Here is a 16,597-nt window from a genome sequence, read left to right on the forward strand (position 1 = left end):
AAAAACAAAATAAAGTACCCACGGGTATTGAACGAATAATTTACCTTGAGGTAATGTTGACTCGTAAGCCTCTCACCAAGAGTACGAGTCATGCAAACCACACAGCATAGCAACACCCGCTGCCCCGTCTTCCTGCACCCATCTGCATGCAGTAGCCGGGCCGCCGTAGAAGCCATACAGCGCCGCACCGGACTGCTGGTGATCACCAGCCCCAAAGGTCGCACCGAGGCTATCAAGCCCCTCAACACTGCCGCCGCCGATGACAGCTCCTGGCCGTTCGGGGGTGATGCAGCATGAACAGCTATCTCATCCCACTCGCAAAACAAGAGCTCTTGCACCTCATGTTGCAGGTTGGCGGCACCGCCGTGTGCCCCCTTCAACGACCAGAGCAAACCATCCACGCAAGCTTTGAAGTCGAGCTCACCGACGACAACGCAGTCATCAACGTTGACCTAGGCGGGCACTCGGGCCACTTGACCCTCAAACGCTCAGATCGAGCAAACCATCTGCACCTTCGTGACTTTATCCAAGACATCGCGAATGGGCGCATTGAGTCGGCCCTGCTTGCTCCGGCCTCAATGACGGATGACCAGAAGCCCGACCCCGACCCGCCCGAGCCAACTCCGGAACAATCCAGCCGCGATGCGCAAATACATCGAATGCTGGACGAGTCGGAAGCCTTGATTAAAGGCGTACGCCAACTGCTCGCCGCTTGAGGACCGCGCAATGAACCGCACCCTGGACGAAACCGCCGCCGTGCTCGGCCTCAAACCCCGTAAGTTCCGCGACCAACTGCGTGCGCTCCGCGTGCTGACGCAAAGCGGCGACCTGGCCAGCCACCACCGTGGCGGCGGCAATCTGTTTTCAGACCCTCGCAGCGTCCAGATCGGGACCACCAACCGTTACAAGCATTACGCCGTGGTGATGGTCACCGAGGCCGGCGTGCCATGGCTGGCAAAGAAGCTTGGCATCGCCATCACACACAAGGACGCCGCCGCATGAAAACCAATTACTTCAATGCGTACACCCAAGCCCTCGGCGCCCTGCGGCTGATTCCAATCTATCTGGACAGCCCGGGCGTGGTCAGCCGTGCCACGCTCATCGGGGCCGCCAGCGAAGCCATTGACCTGCTGGACAGCATGCCTTGCCGCACAGTGGAACTAGCCGAAGTCTTTCGCTGCGTCAACGACGTGATTCAAGAAGGCCAGGTGGCCTATGTAACACCGACCAACTCGCCCGAGTATCCATTCGGCGCCGTGGTCGCCGATGCGAAAGGCCAGATTTGTGCCGCTGCCAAGGGCAAAAGTAAAGAAGGCCTAGCCGAATTGATCCGCCTCAAGTTGGTGCCCCGATTGGAGGGGTTCGGGGAGGACGCGGCGTGAGCAATACCATTGACCAACTGCGAAAGGAATGGGCGACACCATGCCCAACGCTATCGGCCATCCGCGAGCGTTACTTCTCTCACATATCTAGCGATCGCTACCTACTACGCCGCATCAGCGCCGGGCGGATTCAGTTGAAAGTGACCCGCCTAGGCGGAGCAGGGAATAAAGGCACAGCAGTTGTGTACCTGCACGACCTGGCCGCCTACCTCGATGCCCAAGCGGCGAAGCAAGCGGCCTAATGCAACGGTAGCCCCTGCCGTCCAGGGGCAAACAACCAGCACTCAATGAGGCACAGCACATGAGCAAAGCACGCCCCTTCATCGACACGTTACGAGATATCGAAGCCGGAGGTCTGCTCGATGAACTCAGCGAAACCCAACACAGCCTGATCGACGCTATCCGCCAGACCGGCAAGGGCGGAGAGCTGACCATCAAGCTGACTTACAAGCCAGACGGCAGCGGCCAGATGACCATCAAGGCTGACGTCAAAGCGAAAGAACCGATCCTGACTCGTGGCACATCGCTGTTCTTCCTGACGCCTGAGGGCAACCTGACCCGCCGCGATCCACGACAACAGGACCTGCCGCTACGCACGGTCAGCGAAGATCAGGCGCCGGACAAACTGCGCCACGTCAGTCACTAATCCTGACTCCAAATCCTCTCACCACAGCATCACCCAATGGAGCACATCCAATGCAACAAGCGATTCAAGAACTGGTCACCCTCGCCCAAGCAATCGGCAAGCCGATTGATCACCCAGGGCTGTCGGCGCCCATTGCACTGCTGCCCGATAGCGTGAGCATCAAAGACCTTGAACACCTGCTGCCGAACCCCACTCGCACGCGCCAGAAACTCACTGTGCTGGACGCAGAATCGTTCATTGCGTATGTGAATCGATTTGCCAATGACGCTACCGCAGTGTTCTGCAACGGCCCCGAAGGCCGCACCTTCTCTGCTGTCATCGACTATCACCAACCAACCAGCCCCGCCTGGCGCGACCATGTCGCCACTTACCGCTGCCCGACCACCATCGAATGGGGCCGCTGGAAAGAGACCGACCGTAAGCGCATGGATCAGGCCACCTTCGCCGAATTCATCGAAGAGAATGTCAAGGACATCACTCAGCGCGAAAACGAAGCAAACGACCCAAGCGCTGCCGACATGCTGGAGATCAGCCGCACTCTCGAAGCCAAGAAAAACATCACCTTCCGCCAAGGCACCCGACTCGACAACGGCCAGGTTCAACTGACCTACAACGAAGAAATCGACGGTCGTGCCGGCGAAGCAGGCCAACTGCGCATCCCCGAACAATTCTTCATTGCCGTGAAGCCGTTCCTTGGTGGTGACGCGTTCTGCGTCCCTGCCCGGTTTCGCTATCGCATTCTGGAAGGTCGCTTGCAAATGTGGTTCGAGCTGGTGCGCCCCGACAAGGTGCTTGAAGAGGCCTACAACGCCGTTCGGCAGAAGATCCAGAGCGCAATCGGTGACGTACCACTGTACGAAGCCACCCTGTAACTAAACCCCAAGCAACAACCCGCCGCCGGCCTCTCACCAAAAATCACGGCGGTGGGCTCTACTGAGGTTCACAGCACATGACCACAATTCAAGTTGGCGCGCTGATCGTTCTGATCGTACTTGTTGGCCTCACCTATTGGGCAGGCTATCGCGGTGGCCTGATTGATGGCCGCAACGAAGGTATCGACGAAGGCAAGGCCATTCAGCAATCCGATAGCTCAGGGACGATCCAGGACCTGAAGCAGATGCTTGATCAGGCGCAGGACCACCGCAAGCATCTGTACGCCCACTATGAGCGCGCCTTGGCCGCCTCAAAACTAGGGGAACGAGATCGGCTGACTCTGCTGGACATCGCAGAAAAACTGCGAATCGCGGCCGAGACATTCAGCGCATTTCGCACTGGCAAAAAACTCGAACGAGACACGGTTGCACTCCGCGATCAAGCGCTCGCCATGGCGGATCTTCTGGCGCCGGTAGCTCAGGAGAAAGCAGCATGAGTGACCAAAAAATCGCTACCCTCTGCATCTATCACGGCAACTGTGCTGACGGGTTCGGCGCCGCCTGGGTTGTCCGAAAAGCTCTGGGATCCGATGTCGAATTCCATTCTGCACGCTACGGTGACCCCGCCCCAAACGTCACCGGCAAGAACGTCATCATTGTCGACTTCTCCTACAAATACGACGTGCTCGTCGCGCTGGCAGATACAGCCGCGTCTGTACTCGTGATTGATCACCACAAGACGGCCATGGCTGACCTGGTCGACATACCGCCGGCAGAACCGCACTACGAAGCACAGGAAAAAAATAGAACCGGCAAACTTCACGCCCTTTTTGACATGAATCGATCAGGCGCGGGCCTGGCCTGGGACTTCTTTTTCCCGGAACAGTCACGTCCGCCATTGATCAACCACATTGAGGATCGTGACTTGTGGCTATTTAAGCTCGAAGGCACCCGCGAGATCATGGCGGACCTATTCAGCTACCCACAAAACTTCGCGACCTGGGACCGCCTCTTCGCCGACGAAATCAATTGGATACGCCTCGATGGAGTAGCCATCAATCGCCAGCACCAAAAGACCGTAGCAGACCTGGTGAGCACCACCAGACGCCGCATGCTTATCGGCGGGCATGATGTGCCCGTGGCCAATCTGCCATACATGTTTGCGAGCGATGCCGGGCAGCTTATGGCTGAAGGCGAGCTCTTCGCCGGGTCTTACTTCGATACTCCTGATGGTCGAATCTTCAGTCTGCGCAGCACGGACGCCGGCATGGACGTATCCGAGATAGCCAAACAATACGGCGGCGGCGGACATCGCAATGCAGCTGGGTTCAAGGTTTCGTTCGACCATTCTCTTGCGCAGGGCCGAGCATGAACAATGAATTTCAGCGCGAAGAGCGCTACGTCGTGTTCAAAATTTCAAAACTCGACTCTGATGCTTTCGTTAAGGCAAAGCAGCTTGAAGCCTTGAACAACGCCTTTCTTGAAGACGCTCGTGTCGAGTGCGTCGTTGTTGAGGCGGATTGGCCGGAATACGAACGTGTGTGGACGATGATCGAAGCGCGAGTGACTGGCAAGGTATCTGCCGTCGATACACCAGAAGTTTTGGCGGTCGTAGCGGAAACGGAAAGTGCTTTTCCGGAAACGATGGTGATCCATCGGGATGCCATTGACGCAGTACCCGTCGGAACCGAGTTGATCGACCGCGCACACTTCACTCGACTGCAAGCCGAGATTTTCGCGCTGATAGGTCTGACGCCAGGTCTGCCGCCCCGTCCACCCGAGGGACAAGGGTTGCCACGCTATGGACTCCGCTGGAACGGCCCCAGCCAACCACTGGTGGTACCCATGGAGGATGGATATTGGACGCCTTGGCACCTGGCCGACCAGCTCAGAACGGAGAACTTAGAATTGCAGCGAGCAGACGAATGTTGGTCCGCCGTTGTGAGCTATATGACCGGCGCCGGAAGAATGGAAGAGCCGATGGAGTTCCTGCGGTGCTGGAATGAAGGCAACTTTGAGGCTATTCGAAAGGAATGGGCGGACGCTCCGAAGGAAGTCTTTTATGCCGATCCTCTATCCAATGGGGAGGCATCATGAACACTGCCACTATCAAAGAGCGCCCGATTCTATTTAGTGCACCAATGGTGCGCGCAATTCAGGAAGGCCGGAAGACGGTTACGCGACGGCCTATCCGGTTCCAGCCCGACGTGCCAGTTACCGACGCCATTCCCCGGCGCAACTTCCCGCACGGGCCTGCCACGATCGATTGGTACTGGCGACCCAAGCATGGGCACCTGAATGGCGTGCCAAGCGCCGGCTGGGACTTCAAGTGCCCGTATGGGCAGCCTGGCGACAGACTGTGGGTACGCGAGACCTGGTTCTGTGATCATTTCGAAGCGAGGCTGCGCGAATTTACCGTGCATCCTGCACCCTTGCCGAGTATGGGCTCTGGCAAATCCCCGAGAAAGCGGACTGGAAGCCGGATACCGAGGAAATGTTGTATGAGGGCGCGTGGCGTCCATCAATCCATATGCCCCGCTGGGCCAGCCGCATCCTGCTGGAGATCACCGACGTGCGCGTCGAGCGGTTGCAGGACATCAGCGACGAGCAGGCCAAGGCCGAAGGCGTGCGCCTCTACACCGATCATGCTGAGCTGGGTGATTGGTGGCACGTCGAGGGGATCGAGACCTACAGCGCTGACCCGCTAAAATCGTTTGAGCTGCTCTGGTCATCCGTCGCCGGGACGCAAACCCAAGGGTCTGGGTAGTCGAGTTCAAACAGGTGAAACCATGACCGCCCTTCGCCGAACAGTCCGAATCCGTCGCGGGCAAATGCCGCCCCTCGACCTGGTCACGATCTGCGACAAGTGCAACAAGTCGCGGGCCCATGGCAACCACGAACAATGCAGCAAGCAGCGCCAAGCTGAAGGCATCGCACGTCGAGCCCAGGAGAGTCAGTAATGGACGGACTGGACAGATATCTTAGGGAGGCAGAGGTGCTACGAGTAACTTCGCTTTCCCATGCAACTCTGTGGCGCGAAGTAAAAGCGAAAAGGTTCCCCGCACAGGTACGCATTTCACCTGGTCGAGTTGGCTGGCGGGCATCCGAAATTGCCATCTGGCAAAGCGCACCCGCCGAGTGGGGTCAGCGTGAAGCGGCCTGATCAGGCCACCACTTTTTCCTCATCTACCAACATGCAGCCTTTGAATCAAGGGCTGCAAGTTTTCCCTGAAGTAGACATAGCAGTCGAAATGTTAAGCAAGAGACTGAGCCTTGGCATACTTCATGATCGTCCTCTCCACATGAGCGTTTGCAAGGCGATATACCTCTTTAAGCTCGATCCCAAATGCCTTCGACACGTCATCAAAAGTTGGAACCAGCCCGGACAAATTCGTGCGCCGTAGACGGCTTTTCACTTTCTCGAAAACTTTATTCAGCACCTGCTCCTCATCGACATACCTTCTCAGGCTGGCTAGCTTGTAAGGATCAGAAAAGCAATCGGAGGAAGCTTCAACAATCGACACGTATTCCGACATGTCTACCGAGAAGGCGGGCTCTGTGTAGAAGTGGCGGATGCAAATTGCTCTAATTTGCTCATCGGCCTCAGAGACCTGCTCCCACATTTCCTGCCTCTCACGCTCAGCCTCTTCTTCAGCGTCCTCTTCGGCCTTGATGAGCCGCTCCACCTGCATCTCCACCTTAGTGGCGATGGCGAGCAGTTCCAAATCGTCCTGTTGATAAGCGACTTGTTTCAGAAACGTTGCAGCGCCAAGGACTTTATAGTCTAGAAAATATTCGTAATCGTCATAGTCTGTTTCAGTGGCCGTTTGAGCTTCCAAGCGGCTAACCCAGGCTTGCAAAGTAGCCTTGATCGAATCGCGCATACATCTTCCCTATCGACTGCGTAAACCATTTATCACGGTAGCAAGTGTTCACCTGCAACCAACTCATCCACTATTTTCCATGGGATTGTATCGCTATCGACTCGTGGTCGAGAACGACCACCCATGGAACGTCAATAATCCCTAAACTACGACCTTTGCTTCCTTCATAAGCCAAGCAGCCCAGACATCCAGGGCTGCCTGTTTTTCTTTGAAGTAGTCATAGCGGTCATAGTGCTTGGACGAAACATCAGAAAATGCATGCCCCTGAATCCGGTCCCGGATTTCCTTGCTGATCCCAGCCACCCCCATCAAGGTTTTACACGTCCTGCGAATATCCCTCAGCGTGAATGGTCCGGCGAAGTCTTTCTTATGCCTTGAGTAAAGCTTGCTGACCGCCCGCGACAACGAGTTGGTGTGAATTGATTCGGTGAGATCCTTGCCGGAGAACGGGTATGCATCTTTGGCAGTGATCATCGACAATCGCTCCAGGCAACCCAATGCCAGCTCATTAAGCGGCACAGCGTGCGCAGTGCGCTCCCCCGCCTTGCCTTTCGCATCCCGGATCAAGACGTGATCCTTGTGATACATGCTCCGGTCCGAGGTCAGCAATTGGGTAGGTCGCTGGCCACCCGTGGCGATAAGAAACTTGATTAGCTCAGACGTCACGATACTCAGCTCTTCCGGCAGCAGGTTCCACAGCACGCCCAGCTCTGTTACCGATAGCGCCCGCTCTCCCGGCTTCTCCCAATCTTTCTGCACCGGCACTCCCGCCACCGGGTTGTGTTTCAGCCCGAACTGAATACCGTCTTTCAGATACTCCCGAGGGTTGTTTTCCTGGTTGAGTCCGTGCTGAAACGCCGCATGCAGCCGGGCTCTGACTCGGTTCGTAAACGTGGTCACACCGGCCTGAATCATCTTCGACAGAATGTCCTTGATGTGGCCAGGTTCAACCAGGGTGGCCGGCAGCTTCGCAATCTCTGGATGCGGCTCGGTGACGTATTTCTTGAATGACCACTTCACATCATCGTGCGATGCCGCGCCTTCGGCCTTGAGCTTTGAAACATACGAATCGAGGAGCAGCGAGAGTGAACCACCAGACGCATCGGTTTCGCCGGCCTCACTGCAAAGGAGCCGCGCATCGGACAATGTCATGTCCGGCCAATTGCCCAGCTTTTTGCGGCGGATCTTCTGCTGGATATAGCGAACGTAATAAAGCTCTTTGACGCCGGTGGTTTTAACCTTGACTACCAGTACACCGCTGCCGCGAGAACCTCGCTGATCGGATCGCGTGTAGTCGGTCTCGCCGGGTTTCATTGATCGTATCTGTTTGTCTGTTAGCATCAGGTAAGGTGTCTGTTAGAGGTGTCTGTTAGCCGGAATTAACAGCAGATTACCTGATACGCAGTGAGACTAGAAATGTGGTTTTAATGCATTGATTTATAACGATTTTTAGCACCGTCAGCCGCTCTGAGCGGGTGTCGTATAATGGCATTACTCCAGCTTCCCAAGCTGATAACGAGGGTTCGATTCCCTTCACCCGCTCCAATCGAATTTTTGTCTCACGTTGATTTTTGACGGGAGATGCAGGTAAAGAAAAAACCGGCCTTGATGGCCGGTTTTTTTGTGTCTGGGGTTTGGTGGAATTGCCTTTTGCCCTTACCGGTACGGCGGTTACGACTAAGCTGAGTTTCGTTAACGTTTTTTTGGGAATGACAGTTTTAGTATAAAATATCGAGGCCAAAACGCCGCTGGTCGAGCTGTATCGCCACATGGAGAAGACTATTTACGCCACGCCGCAGGCACTCAAAGATGAGCTTAGAACGGCGAGCATTCTCAAGGGCGGCAGGGTTGTTTTCAACGTGGGCGGCAACAAGTACCGAGTGATCATGGCGATCGACTATCAACGACAGCTGGGTTTCATCCGTTTCGTAGGGACCCATGCGCAATACGACCAGATCAACGCGGAGACCGTGTGATGAACATCAAACCTATTCATTCCCAGGAAGACCTGACTGCGGCGCTCACACGCGTCGAGCAGCTATGGGGAGCGCAAGTCGGCTCGCCAGAGGGTGACGAGCTGGAAATCCTCGCCGTACTCATTGAGAAGTACGAGGCGGAACATTTTCCAATGCCGGCTTCGGACCCAGTGGAAGCGATTAAATTTCGCATGGAGCAGTTGGGCATGACTGCCCGCGACCTGGAGCCTTTTATCGGTACGAGCGGGCGAGTGTCCGAAGTGCTGAATCACAAGCGAAAGCTGAGCCTGGCGATGATCAAACGTCTACACGACGGGTTGCGGATACCTTACGAAAGTTTGCTTGCGGGTGTTGCCTGACGTGCAGCCCTGACAAAAAACCGGTCCTTGATATCGCTTCGGAGTTTTCCTTGCTACGCTTTCAATCCTTCGAATGGATTCGAATCGATGCCTACACCAGAATACTCTCTGCATGATGTCCTTGAGCACCTGTAAAACAACCAGCTAATCTTTCCGCTCTACCATCTGCTTTATTTTTACGGCCTTTTCAAAATGGTCGAGCTTGTGCTTAGCGATCCACCATTGGGCTGCTTCCATTAAAAGCACTGGATCATCATTTTTGTTTGCAAAGAAAGCATAGAACGAGAGCCCGACAGTCGGTCCCTTCTGCTCTATTTTCTTGTTGCAGACCTCGATCATCTTTTGCCTCAAGGTTTCTCGCATCATTTTCTCTCAATCCATTAATGTCTCGGTCGCGGCCAAACTCAGTACCGATTGCCCATCTTTCGGGGCTTCGAGCGAAGCCGACTTTCAGAAAGGCAAGGTCCTACACGACGGTGGGAATTGTCCGTAGACTTGCGCATTGCAGTGTTTTTGTCACGAGGCCTATAGTCCGAGCGCGTCCAAAAGACGCATCGGGTTTGGCGACTCGATGACAACGATTCAGATTCACTCCGAGCTTTTTCGGAGTTTTCTGACTGCACTGTGCTGCGTTTTTTTGGTAGCTGTGCGTGGGAGACCTACGGGTCTGCCGGTTTTACCGTTGTCCGGTTCGCCAACCTGCGTACAGCTGCCACCCTATTGTTTGGCGACGATTGAGTGGTAGGTCTTTCCCCTACTAACGGTACTCATTCATAAACGAATATATGGCTTTAACCAGCAACGCCGACGACCTTTCCTCGCTCTACGTCAACACCACTCAACCGCTGCATTCACTGCTCAGCACCGCCAGTTACAGAATCCTGGCCGTGACGCAGCTGCTTGAAAACCTCGCGATGCGAGGAGACATCACGTCTGACGCGGTGATCCTCAGCGACTTTGCGTTGCTCTGTTGCGTACCCTTGCGCGACGGTTGCGATGTGCTGGATGTCATTGCTCGACGCATGGATGCAGAGTAGCTCTAACGTGACACCGGACGCAGTTGGCGTTCCGTAACGCNGTTACTAATAAACGGTTAAATCCGTTATCCATTTAGTTAAAGTTTATCCATTTGAGGCTAGGGAGCTTGCTCCCGCCGGATCGCGAAGCGGCCCCGAAGAGGGACTGCTGCGCAGTCAGCGGGAGCAAGCTCCCTCGCCACAAGTTCAGTGCTGTGAAAAGGGGATGTCGCATGTCGCAACCGACGCAAAAGCTTCGCCTGAGTGCGCTGATCGCCCTGGTGGTGGGATCGATGTCCCCTCCCCGCCCAACCCGCTAGCATCGAGTATGTGCTGCATCATCCTGAGGAAAAAAGCCGTTCCGGGTTTCTGGCCTCGGCAGCGCTCAAGGTATTGCAGCAGGGTTAATGGCCGCGATATGAAAGTGTGATTTTTATTGAGCAACCCAAAAATGACTCAAAACATCTACGACGACCCGGAGTTTTTCCAGGGCTACAGCCAGATGCCCCGCTCCATCGGCGGCCTCGACGCCGCACCGGAATGGCCGGCCCTCAAAGCAATGCTGCCATCGATGAAAGGCCTGGAGGTTGTAGACCTCGGCTGCGGTTACGGCTGGTTCTGCCGCTGGGCCAGTGAACACGGTGCCGACAACGTGCTGGGTCTGGACGTCTCGGAAAAAATGCTGGAGCAGGCGCGCAAGACCACGTCTGCGGACAACATCCAATATGCCCGCGCCGATCTGGAACATCTCGACCTGCCCGCAGCCAGTTTCGACCTCGCCTACAGCTCCCTGGCGCTGCACTACATCAAGGATCTTCCGGGTCTGTTCGCCAAAATCCACACAGCCCTAAAACCCGGTTCGCGCTTCGTATTTTCCATCGAACACCCAATCTTCATGGCGCCGCGTAATCCGGGCTGGCTGATTGATGGCGAAGGGAACAAGCGCTGGCCGCTAGACAGTTATCAACGGGAAGGTGAGCGGGTGACGAACTGGCTGGCCGAAGGTGTGATCAAACAGCACCGCACCCTCGGCACTTTGCTCAATACGCTGATTGGCGCAGGTTTCAGCATCCGGCATGTCAACGAATGGGGGCCAACCGATGCTGAGGTGGCGGCACAACCGGCCCTGGCCGAAGAGCGGGAGCGACCGATGATGATGCTGGTCAGTACCCAGCGCTGAGTGTCGTGCCCTGTACTCGTATAGTTTGCGTATAGATGCCTGCAAGCCGGTAAAGAAGCCGTAGCGCTGCGTTGGGCCTGACCGCAGATACTTTATGCTTCAGGCTCACCTACCACCTAGAGATCAACATGGACAATTCAGAGTTGGGGATCATGATCATTTCGATGATCGGGTTGTTCGGCTTTGCTTCGTTTATTTTTGAATACCTGAGTGCCAGACAAAGGGACCGATAACGTTCGGCGTTGTCCGTCCCTTTTTGCCCTAGCGCGTCGCGACGATAAACAACCGCGGAAATGGCAACAGCACCGAACCATCGCTCAGCGCCGGATAAGCCTGCTTGATCGCGGCTTGATATTGCTTGAGGTATTGCGCTTTTTCCGCCTCATCCAGCGGTTCGAGAAACGGCCGCAAGCCGCTGCCCTTGAACCACTCGACCACACCCGACGCCCCGCCCGCGAGCGGGTGATGGTAGGTGGTGCGCCACACGTCGACTCGCGCACAGTGCGGTCGCAACATCGAGTAGTAATCGCTGGCACTGGCCATTTCCGTGCGTTGCCCGGCGGCGTCCTCCAACTTGGCGGCCCACGGCCCATCGGCAGCGACTTCGCGCATCAGCCGATGGGACGGCTCGTTGAGGTTATCGGGCATTTGGATGGCCATGCTGCCGCCCTGGGTCAGTCGGGCGGCCAGCGAAGGCAGTAACGTCGCGTGGTCGGGCACCCACTGCAACACCGCGTTGGCGAAAATCACATCGAACGGTCCCGGTTCGTTCCAGGTATCGATGTCAGCCGTGTCGAATTGCAGCTGCGGCAAGCGCTTGCGGGCGGCCTTGATCATATCGGTCGAACTGTCCAGGCCACGCACCGAGGCATTGGCGAAGCGCTCCACCAGCAACTCGGTCGAATTGCCGGGGCCGCAACCGATGTCGATGGCCGAGCGCGCGTCCACGGGCGGAATCGCCGCGAGCAAATCACGAGCTGGGCGGGTGCGTTCATCTTCAAAAGCGACGTATTGTTTGGCGGACCAACTCATTGCGTTCTCCTGTCGGTGCGTTGTTGTGGCCAGCGGCGCACAACCGGTTCGCTACGATACCTCGACCGGCAGGCCCTGCCCTATCCGACCTATGGCGCAAGAGGTTTTGAGTGAGTGGTTTTTTATCGCCAAATCATCGGAGGTCATAACTATATCGACCGTTCGTCGAGCGATAGGTCAANAAAGATCAAGATCAAAAGATCGCGGCCTCGTTTCACTCGACAGCTCCTACACAGCGCCTACAGAGGTTGGGCGTCGCAGAATTGGGGTTTTTAAGTCGAATTTTCAACCCGCCGTCGCTGTCTGAAAATCAGGCGCATCCCTATAAGGAACACGGCAATGAAATTCGCAAAAATCTCACAGAAACTCGCCCTGTGGGCCGGCAGTCCCAAGACGTTCATGGGGGCTTTGATTCTGATTGCGTTGTGGGGGTTGAGCGGGCCGATTTTTGATTACAACGACACTTGGCAACTGATCATCAACACCTCAACCACGATCATCACGTTCCTGATGGTGTTTCTGATCCAGAACACGCAGAACCGCGACACCGACATCCTGCATCTGAAAATCGATGAGTTATTGCGGGTGAACAAGGAGGCGCAGAACGCAATGCTGGGGCTGGAGTTACTGGACCTCAAGCAACTGGAAGCCCTGCGTAGACACTATCGCGCCATGGGCGAAAAAGACGTGCATGGCCTGGCGGGGCTGGCCACTACAAGCAAGCACAAACAGGACTTGAATGAGTGCTGAGCACAAACAAAACGGCGCGTGATGTGAATCACGCGCCGTTTGCATCCAACAGCGTTAACCGCCTGGTCTAGCGACTGGCTTGCAGCGCTCTGGCCATTTCCAGGTGGTTTTGCAGTTTGGGCAAGGTTTCCTCTGCGAAGGCTTTGATTTGCGGAACGTCGGTTGTCTGAGCGACCTGTTGAAGCTGTTCGATGGCTTCCTGGGTCGTCTTCACCTGACTGGCGGTATAAGCCTGGTCAAAGGATGCGCCGTCCTTCACTTCCGGCATCAACGCTTTGGCCTTGTCGACCACTTCTTCGCGAGGGGCAACCGGCAAATCCAGCTGCTTGGCGATTTTCGCCAGGTGCTGGTTGGCGGTCGTGCGGTCATTGATGACCACGATGGTGTAGTCCTTGACCTCTTTGGATTCGGTTTTCTGGTGCGCCAGGCGACTGGCTTCGATGTCGGCCATGCCTTTGGCCGACGCATCGTTAATGAATTCGGCGGGCGACTGGGCGAAGGCACTGTTGGCAAACAGGCTCAGCAACGAGACAAAACTGGCAGTGCGTAATCGGGTGGCCATCCGGCTCATGGTCGCGCCCTCCTTCTATAAAAATTCAAGCGGGAGCTTTCGCCCCCGCCTCTCAATCAAAACTACCTTGCGACTACTTCGACTTCTGACCACCTTTGCGGCCCATGTCGGGTTTCGCAGGGTCTTTATCGACGGTCGTAGTGGTAGTTTTCCCACCTTTGCGACCGGCTTCTGACGCCTTCGTTCGATCGTTGGCGAAGTTTCCCGAGTTCGAGTTTCTTGAGTTAGGCATGATTCTCTACCTCTTGGTGATGATCGCGGCGAGCAGGAGCCCGCATAGAATCTGAATTTCGATCACCGCAAAGGTTTAGAAAAAATGAAATCGCCGCGACGAACGGTGGTCCATTTTTTCACGCCCCGAGGTGCTGGTGATTTCGGCGCTTGGCGGCGTACATGGCCTCATCGGCGTGCCGGAACAGCTGCTTTTCCTCGGTGCCGTGCTCGGGGTAATGCGCGACGCCAATGCTCGGCTGGATGTTTACGCTGTGCCCGTCCAGGCGCAAGGGTTGCGCCAGCACCTGACGGATTTTTCCCGCAACATTATCAGCGTCTTCCGACGCGTGAATGCTGTGCAACAACACCACAAACTCATCCCCACCGATACGCGCCACGGTGTCGGTCTCGCGCACGCAGCCCTTGAGCCGATTGGCGACCGCTTGCAACAGCATGTCGCCGACCGCATGGCCGTGGGTGTCGTTGACTTCCTTGAAGCGGTCGAGGTCGACGTACAGCAGCGCCATTCGTCCGGAATCCGCTCGCGCCAGCGTGAGGGAGTCTTTGAGCCGGTCACGCAGCAACTCTCGATTGGGCAGTTGGGTCAGTTGATCGTACTGCGCCATGCGCTGCAGTCGGGCATGCAGTTGCTTGCGCTCGATGGCGGTGGCGACTTGGGCGCAGACGTATTGCAACAGCTCCTTGTCCTGCTCGGTGTAGCGCTCGCCACCCGGTACGCTTTTGACGATCAGCGCGCCGATGGTGCCATTTTGCGAGCTCAGCGGGACACCCAGCCAGCAAGGCGAGTCCTGTCCGGCGACCGATGCCTCAAACCCTTCTGGCAGAGTGTCCTGATCCAGGGTCAGCAAAATCGGCTGGCCGCTGCGAATCACCTCGGCGCAGAGTCGCCCCGTCATGGTTCCGGGCTGCTCGGGCTGCAGTTCATGGTCGTCGACGTGATACGGAAAGTTCAGCTGCGCGCAGTGCTCGTCATACAGCGCCACGGAGAAATTCAGTGCCGGCAGCCATTCGCCGATGATCAAGTGGATGCGCTTGAACAACGCCAGCAAATCTTCCGCTGCGTGAGCCGCCTCGGAGATCGCGTACAACGCCGCTTGCCGGGATTCGGCCTGCTTGCGCTCGGTGATGTCCCGGGCCACAGCGATGCGCAACTGATCGACTTCAGACCAGCGCGCCGACCATAGGATATGCACCACGCCGCCGTCCTTGCGCAGGTAGCGGTTTTCGAAGTTGAGCTTGGGATCGCCGCCCATGATCTCGCGTGCAGCGTCGAGGGTGCGTTGGCGATCGGCGGGATGCACCATATCAATCATCGGCTGGCCGATCAGTTCGTCAGGGGTATAGCCGAAGATACGCTCGCAGGCCGCGCTGACAAATACGAAGCGACCTTGTTTATCCACCGCACAGACGGCGTCCAGCAAGAGATCGATGTAGCTCGCCAACGGCGCGGAATTTCTGGTTGCCATGGTGCGATAAGCGTTTCCGGACAATGCAGCAATAAAAAGCCCCTCCATGACCCATCGGGCATTGACGCATCCGTGCGCTCAACCTCAAGCCTTGTTCGTCACCAGCCCCGGCAGTGCATGAGCGAGGGCGTTGATGGCGAAACCGATAAACATCACCCCGCATAACCGGGTGATCGCCAATTCATGGCGTTGATACAAGGTGCGAACCTGCCGCGCACCGACAATGCCAATGAGAATAGCGTAGGCCATGAGACCACCGACAAAGCTCAAGACAATCAACCACGGCAGCATTGACCAGTGCAGCAACTCCGCACGACTGGACAGCAGCGCAGTGAACGTCGCTACTGCCACGGGGTAGGCCTTGGGATTGGTCAGGCCAAACAGAATGCCGTGCCAAAAGGGCTGGCGAGCCGGGCCTTGAGGCGTATCGGCGCTGCTGCGCTTCGCCCGTATGGCGCGCAACCCGAGCCAAAACAGGTACAGCCCGCTGAGCACGCCCAGTACATCAAACGCACTGCTACCGACTTCCCGCGCGCCAACAATGGCGATCAGCGCCGTACTGCACCACACCACATCCCCGAGCAAATGCCCGCANAGNAAACCCGCCCCGGCNCGTCGTCCCCGCGCAGCACCGATGCCAAACACCGCCAACACACCCGGCCCCGGCGTGATGCCGTAGATAAAACCCGAGGCGAGAACGGCCATTAGCAACGATGGAGTCATTGGAAAACCTTTTAACTATTTGGTGAATGGGCGCAAGTCTATATCAGGTCCCGGGAATATCGACTGACTGATCGTCGAAGAACTTCATTCCCGCATACGGCCGCACGCGACAGGCGGCCAGCCGAGACGCCAGATCGCCAACGTGGGCTTCGAGCTTGTGGCCGTCCGGGTCGAGGAAATAGAAGGACGCGCCTTCACTGCGGTTGTCGCGCCATTCCTGCACGTTGGCGGATCGCAGGCGTTCGACGAACACGGGGAAATCGGTTGCGCTGAGGGTGAAGGCGTAATGGGTGTAATCGGCGGCGGGTCCCGAGTTGCGCAGCGGATCAACGGACAAGCACAGCCACAAACCCGGCAGTGACAGATAGGCGCCGGTGTCCCAAGTGGCTTCGAGGCGCAGTTGCAGCAGGTCTTGATAGAACGCCACGCTGCGGTTCAGGTCTGTGACGGCGAGGGTCAGGTGGTTGAGGCCGGTGAGCATGGGCGATTAACCTTTGAGTGCTACT

26 protein-coding genes, 1 tRNA gene and 1 pseudogene are annotated in these 16,597 nt (G+C 56.6%); 19 read left to right on the top strand and 9 right to left on the bottom strand.

Features of this window, described 5'->3' with window-relative positions; translation table 11 throughout:
* The first annotated feature begins 293 nt into the window (after window positions 1–293).
* The 12 genes from B7L09_RS10255 (at window position 294) to B7L09_RS10305 (ending at window position 6,063) form a co-directional block, all read left to right on the top strand.
* Entirely contained in the window at window positions 294–716 is a 423-nt protein-coding gene (locus B7L09_RS10255) for a hypothetical protein (protein ID WP_010462402.1), read from the top strand.
* A 10-nt stretch (window positions 717–726) separates the two neighbouring features.
* Window positions 727–1,002: a hypothetical protein gene (locus tag B7L09_RS10260; RefSeq protein ID WP_010462404.1), complete on the top strand. Its 276-nt coding sequence runs from the start codon at window positions 727–729 to the stop codon at window positions 1,000–1,002.
* On the top strand, window positions 999–1,382 hold the full coding sequence (locus tag B7L09_RS10265; RefSeq protein WP_010462406.1) for a hypothetical protein: 384 nt from the start codon (window positions 999–1,001) through the stop codon (window positions 1,380–1,382). Before B7L09_RS10260 ends, B7L09_RS10265 begins: the two co-directional genes overlap by 4 nt.
* The gene (locus tag B7L09_RS10270) at window positions 1,379–1,624 is read left to right on the top strand and encodes a pyocin activator PrtN family protein (protein ID WP_010462408.1); all 246 of its coding nucleotides are present in this window, start codon (window positions 1,379–1,381) and stop codon (window positions 1,622–1,624) included. The genes B7L09_RS10265 and B7L09_RS10270 overlap by 4 nt, the downstream gene beginning before the upstream one ends.
* Window positions 1,625–1,683: 59 nt before the next feature.
* Window positions 1,684–2,028: a YfdP family phage-associated protein gene (locus tag B7L09_RS10275; protein WP_010462409.1), complete on the top strand. Its 345-nt coding sequence runs from the start codon at window positions 1,684–1,686 to the stop codon at window positions 2,026–2,028.
* A gap of 50 nt (window positions 2,029–2,078) precedes the next feature.
* The gene (locus tag B7L09_RS10280; RefSeq protein ID WP_010462411.1) at window positions 2,079–2,900 is read left to right on the top strand and encodes a YfdQ family protein; all 822 of its coding nucleotides are present in this window, start codon (window positions 2,079–2,081) and stop codon (window positions 2,898–2,900) included.
* Window positions 2,901–2,977: 77 nt separating this feature from the next.
* Window positions 2,978–3,397 (top strand): hypothetical protein, encoded by a 420-nt coding sequence (locus B7L09_RS10285; RefSeq protein WP_010462413.1) that lies wholly within the window; start codon window positions 2,978–2,980, stop codon window positions 3,395–3,397.
* Complete coding sequence (locus tag B7L09_RS10290; RefSeq protein ID WP_010462415.1) at window positions 3,394–4,272, top strand: DHHA1 domain-containing protein; 879 nt, start codon at window positions 3,394–3,396, stop codon at window positions 4,270–4,272. Before B7L09_RS10285 ends, B7L09_RS10290 begins: the two co-directional genes overlap by 4 nt.
* Entirely contained in the window at window positions 4,269–4,997 is a 729-nt protein-coding gene (locus B7L09_RS31970; RefSeq protein WP_010462418.1) for a hypothetical protein, read from the top strand. Before B7L09_RS10290 ends, B7L09_RS31970 begins: the two co-directional genes overlap by 4 nt.
* On the top strand, window positions 4,994–5,608 hold the full coding sequence (locus B7L09_RS10300) for a hypothetical protein (RefSeq protein WP_438269317.1): 615 nt from the start codon (window positions 4,994–4,996) through the stop codon (window positions 5,606–5,608). The genes B7L09_RS31970 and B7L09_RS10300 overlap by 4 nt, the downstream gene beginning before the upstream one ends.
* 81 nt (window positions 5,609–5,689) lie before the next feature.
* Window positions 5,690–5,860, top strand: coding sequence for a hypothetical protein (locus tag B7L09_RS31975; protein ID WP_176457683.1), 171 nt, complete (start codon window positions 5,690–5,692; stop codon window positions 5,858–5,860).
* Complete coding sequence (locus tag B7L09_RS10305; protein ID WP_010462422.1) at window positions 5,860–6,063, top strand: helix-turn-helix transcriptional regulator; 204 nt, start codon at window positions 5,860–5,862, stop codon at window positions 6,061–6,063. The genes B7L09_RS31975 and B7L09_RS10305 overlap by 1 nt, the downstream gene beginning before the upstream one ends.
* A 91-nt stretch (window positions 6,064–6,154) precedes the next feature.
* Here B7L09_RS10305 and B7L09_RS10310 read toward each other — a convergent pair whose 3' ends face one another.
* Together B7L09_RS10310 and B7L09_RS10315 are read right to left on the bottom strand one after the other, a co-directional pair.
* Window positions 6,155–6,784 (bottom strand): hypothetical protein, encoded by a 630-nt coding sequence (locus tag B7L09_RS10310; RefSeq protein ID WP_010462425.1) that lies wholly within the window; start codon window positions 6,782–6,784, stop codon window positions 6,155–6,157.
* A 141-nt stretch (window positions 6,785–6,925) separates the two neighbouring features.
* Window positions 6,926–8,125 carry a tyrosine-type recombinase/integrase gene (locus tag B7L09_RS10315; protein ID WP_042932318.1) on the bottom strand — a complete coding sequence of 400 codons (1,200 nt, stop codon included), beginning with the start codon at window positions 8,123–8,125 and terminating at the stop codon, window positions 6,926–6,928.
* Window positions 8,126–8,255: 130 nt separating this feature from the next.
* Between B7L09_RS10315 and B7L09_RS10320 the strand changes: the two genes are divergently transcribed.
* The 3 genes from B7L09_RS10320 (at window position 8,256) to B7L09_RS10330 (ending at window position 9,119) form a co-directional block, all read left to right on the top strand.
* Window positions 8,256–8,329: transfer RNA gene (locus tag B7L09_RS10320), tRNA-Gly, on the top strand.
* A 185-nt stretch (window positions 8,330–8,514) separates the two neighbouring features.
* Window positions 8,515–8,760, top strand: a complete 246-nt coding sequence (locus tag B7L09_RS10325; protein ID WP_094468702.1) for a type II toxin-antitoxin system HigB family toxin — start codon at window positions 8,515–8,517, stop codon at window positions 8,758–8,760.
* Window positions 8,760–9,119, top strand: coding sequence for a helix-turn-helix domain-containing protein (locus B7L09_RS10330; RefSeq protein ID WP_094468703.1), 360 nt, complete (start codon window positions 8,760–8,762; stop codon window positions 9,117–9,119). Before B7L09_RS10325 ends, B7L09_RS10330 begins: the two co-directional genes overlap by 1 nt.
* 144 nt (window positions 9,120–9,263) lie before the next feature.
* Here the strand turns inward: B7L09_RS10330 and B7L09_RS10335 are convergent, their stop codons facing one another.
* Entirely contained in the window at window positions 9,264–9,485 is a 222-nt protein-coding gene (locus B7L09_RS10335; protein WP_255141810.1) for a DUF6500 family protein, read from the bottom strand.
* A gap of 407 nt (window positions 9,486–9,892) precedes the next feature.
* On the opposite strand from B7L09_RS10335, the gene B7L09_RS10340 reads away from it, so the two are divergent.
* The 3 genes and pseudogenes from B7L09_RS10340 to B7L09_RS10350 all read left to right on the top strand — a co-directional run bounded on the left by B7L09_RS10340 (window position 9,893) and on the right by B7L09_RS10350 (window position 11,315).
* Window positions 9,893–10,156 (top strand): short-chain dehydrogenase, encoded by a 264-nt coding sequence (locus B7L09_RS10340; protein WP_094468704.1) that lies wholly within the window; start codon window positions 9,893–9,895, stop codon window positions 10,154–10,156.
* Window positions 10,157–10,459: 303 nt separating this feature from the next.
* Window positions 10,460–10,543 (top strand): annotated as a pseudogene (locus B7L09_RS10345) (type II toxin-antitoxin system HicB family antitoxin); the annotation flags it as partial.
* 43 nt (window positions 10,544–10,586) lie between these two features.
* Window positions 10,587–11,315: a class I SAM-dependent methyltransferase gene (locus tag B7L09_RS10350; protein ID WP_094468705.1), complete on the top strand. Its 729-nt coding sequence runs from the start codon at window positions 10,587–10,589 to the stop codon at window positions 11,313–11,315.
* A gap of 261 nt (window positions 11,316–11,576) precedes the next feature.
* Here B7L09_RS10350 and tam read toward each other — a convergent pair whose 3' ends face one another.
* On the bottom strand, window positions 11,577–12,347 hold the full coding sequence (tam, locus tag B7L09_RS10355) for a trans-aconitate 2-methyltransferase (RefSeq protein ID WP_094468706.1): 771 nt from the start codon (window positions 12,345–12,347) through the stop codon (window positions 11,577–11,579).
* A 339-nt stretch (window positions 12,348–12,686) separates the two neighbouring features.
* Between tam and B7L09_RS10360 the strand changes: the two genes are divergently transcribed.
* Window positions 12,687–13,097 carry a low affinity iron permease family protein gene (locus tag B7L09_RS10360; protein ID WP_094468707.1) on the top strand — a complete coding sequence of 137 codons (411 nt, stop codon included), beginning with the start codon at window positions 12,687–12,689 and terminating at the stop codon, window positions 13,095–13,097.
* A 67-nt stretch (window positions 13,098–13,164) separates the two neighbouring features.
* Here B7L09_RS10360 and B7L09_RS10365 read toward each other — a convergent pair whose 3' ends face one another.
* From B7L09_RS10365 to fos, 5 genes are all read right to left on the bottom strand, one after another.
* Window positions 13,165–13,668, bottom strand: coding sequence for a DUF4142 domain-containing protein (locus B7L09_RS10365; RefSeq protein ID WP_094468708.1), 504 nt, complete (start codon window positions 13,666–13,668; stop codon window positions 13,165–13,167).
* Between the two features lie 73 nt (window positions 13,669–13,741).
* Window positions 13,742–13,900, bottom strand: coding sequence for a KGG domain-containing protein (locus B7L09_RS10370; protein ID WP_010462447.1), 159 nt, complete (start codon window positions 13,898–13,900; stop codon window positions 13,742–13,744).
* 118 nt (window positions 13,901–14,018) lie between these two features.
* Window positions 14,019–15,368, bottom strand: a complete 1,350-nt coding sequence (locus B7L09_RS10375; RefSeq protein WP_094468709.1) for a sensor domain-containing protein — start codon at window positions 15,366–15,368, stop codon at window positions 14,019–14,021.
* Between the two features lie 84 nt (window positions 15,369–15,452).
* Entirely contained in the window at window positions 15,453–16,091 is a 639-nt protein-coding gene (locus B7L09_RS10380) for a LysE family translocator (RefSeq protein WP_094468710.1), read from the bottom strand.
* A gap of 43 nt (window positions 16,092–16,134) precedes the next feature.
* Window positions 16,135–16,572 carry a fosfomycin resistance glutathione transferase gene (fos, locus tag B7L09_RS10385; RefSeq protein WP_094468711.1) on the bottom strand — a complete coding sequence of 146 codons (438 nt, stop codon included), beginning with the start codon at window positions 16,570–16,572 and terminating at the stop codon, window positions 16,135–16,137.
* Between the last annotated feature and the right edge of the window lie 25 nt (window positions 16,573–16,597).

Source organism: Pseudomonas mandelii (assembly GCF_002251635.1).
In the GTDB taxonomy this organism is placed as follows: domain Bacteria; phylum Pseudomonadota; class Gammaproteobacteria; order Pseudomonadales; family Pseudomonadaceae; genus Aquipseudomonas; species Aquipseudomonas mandelii_B.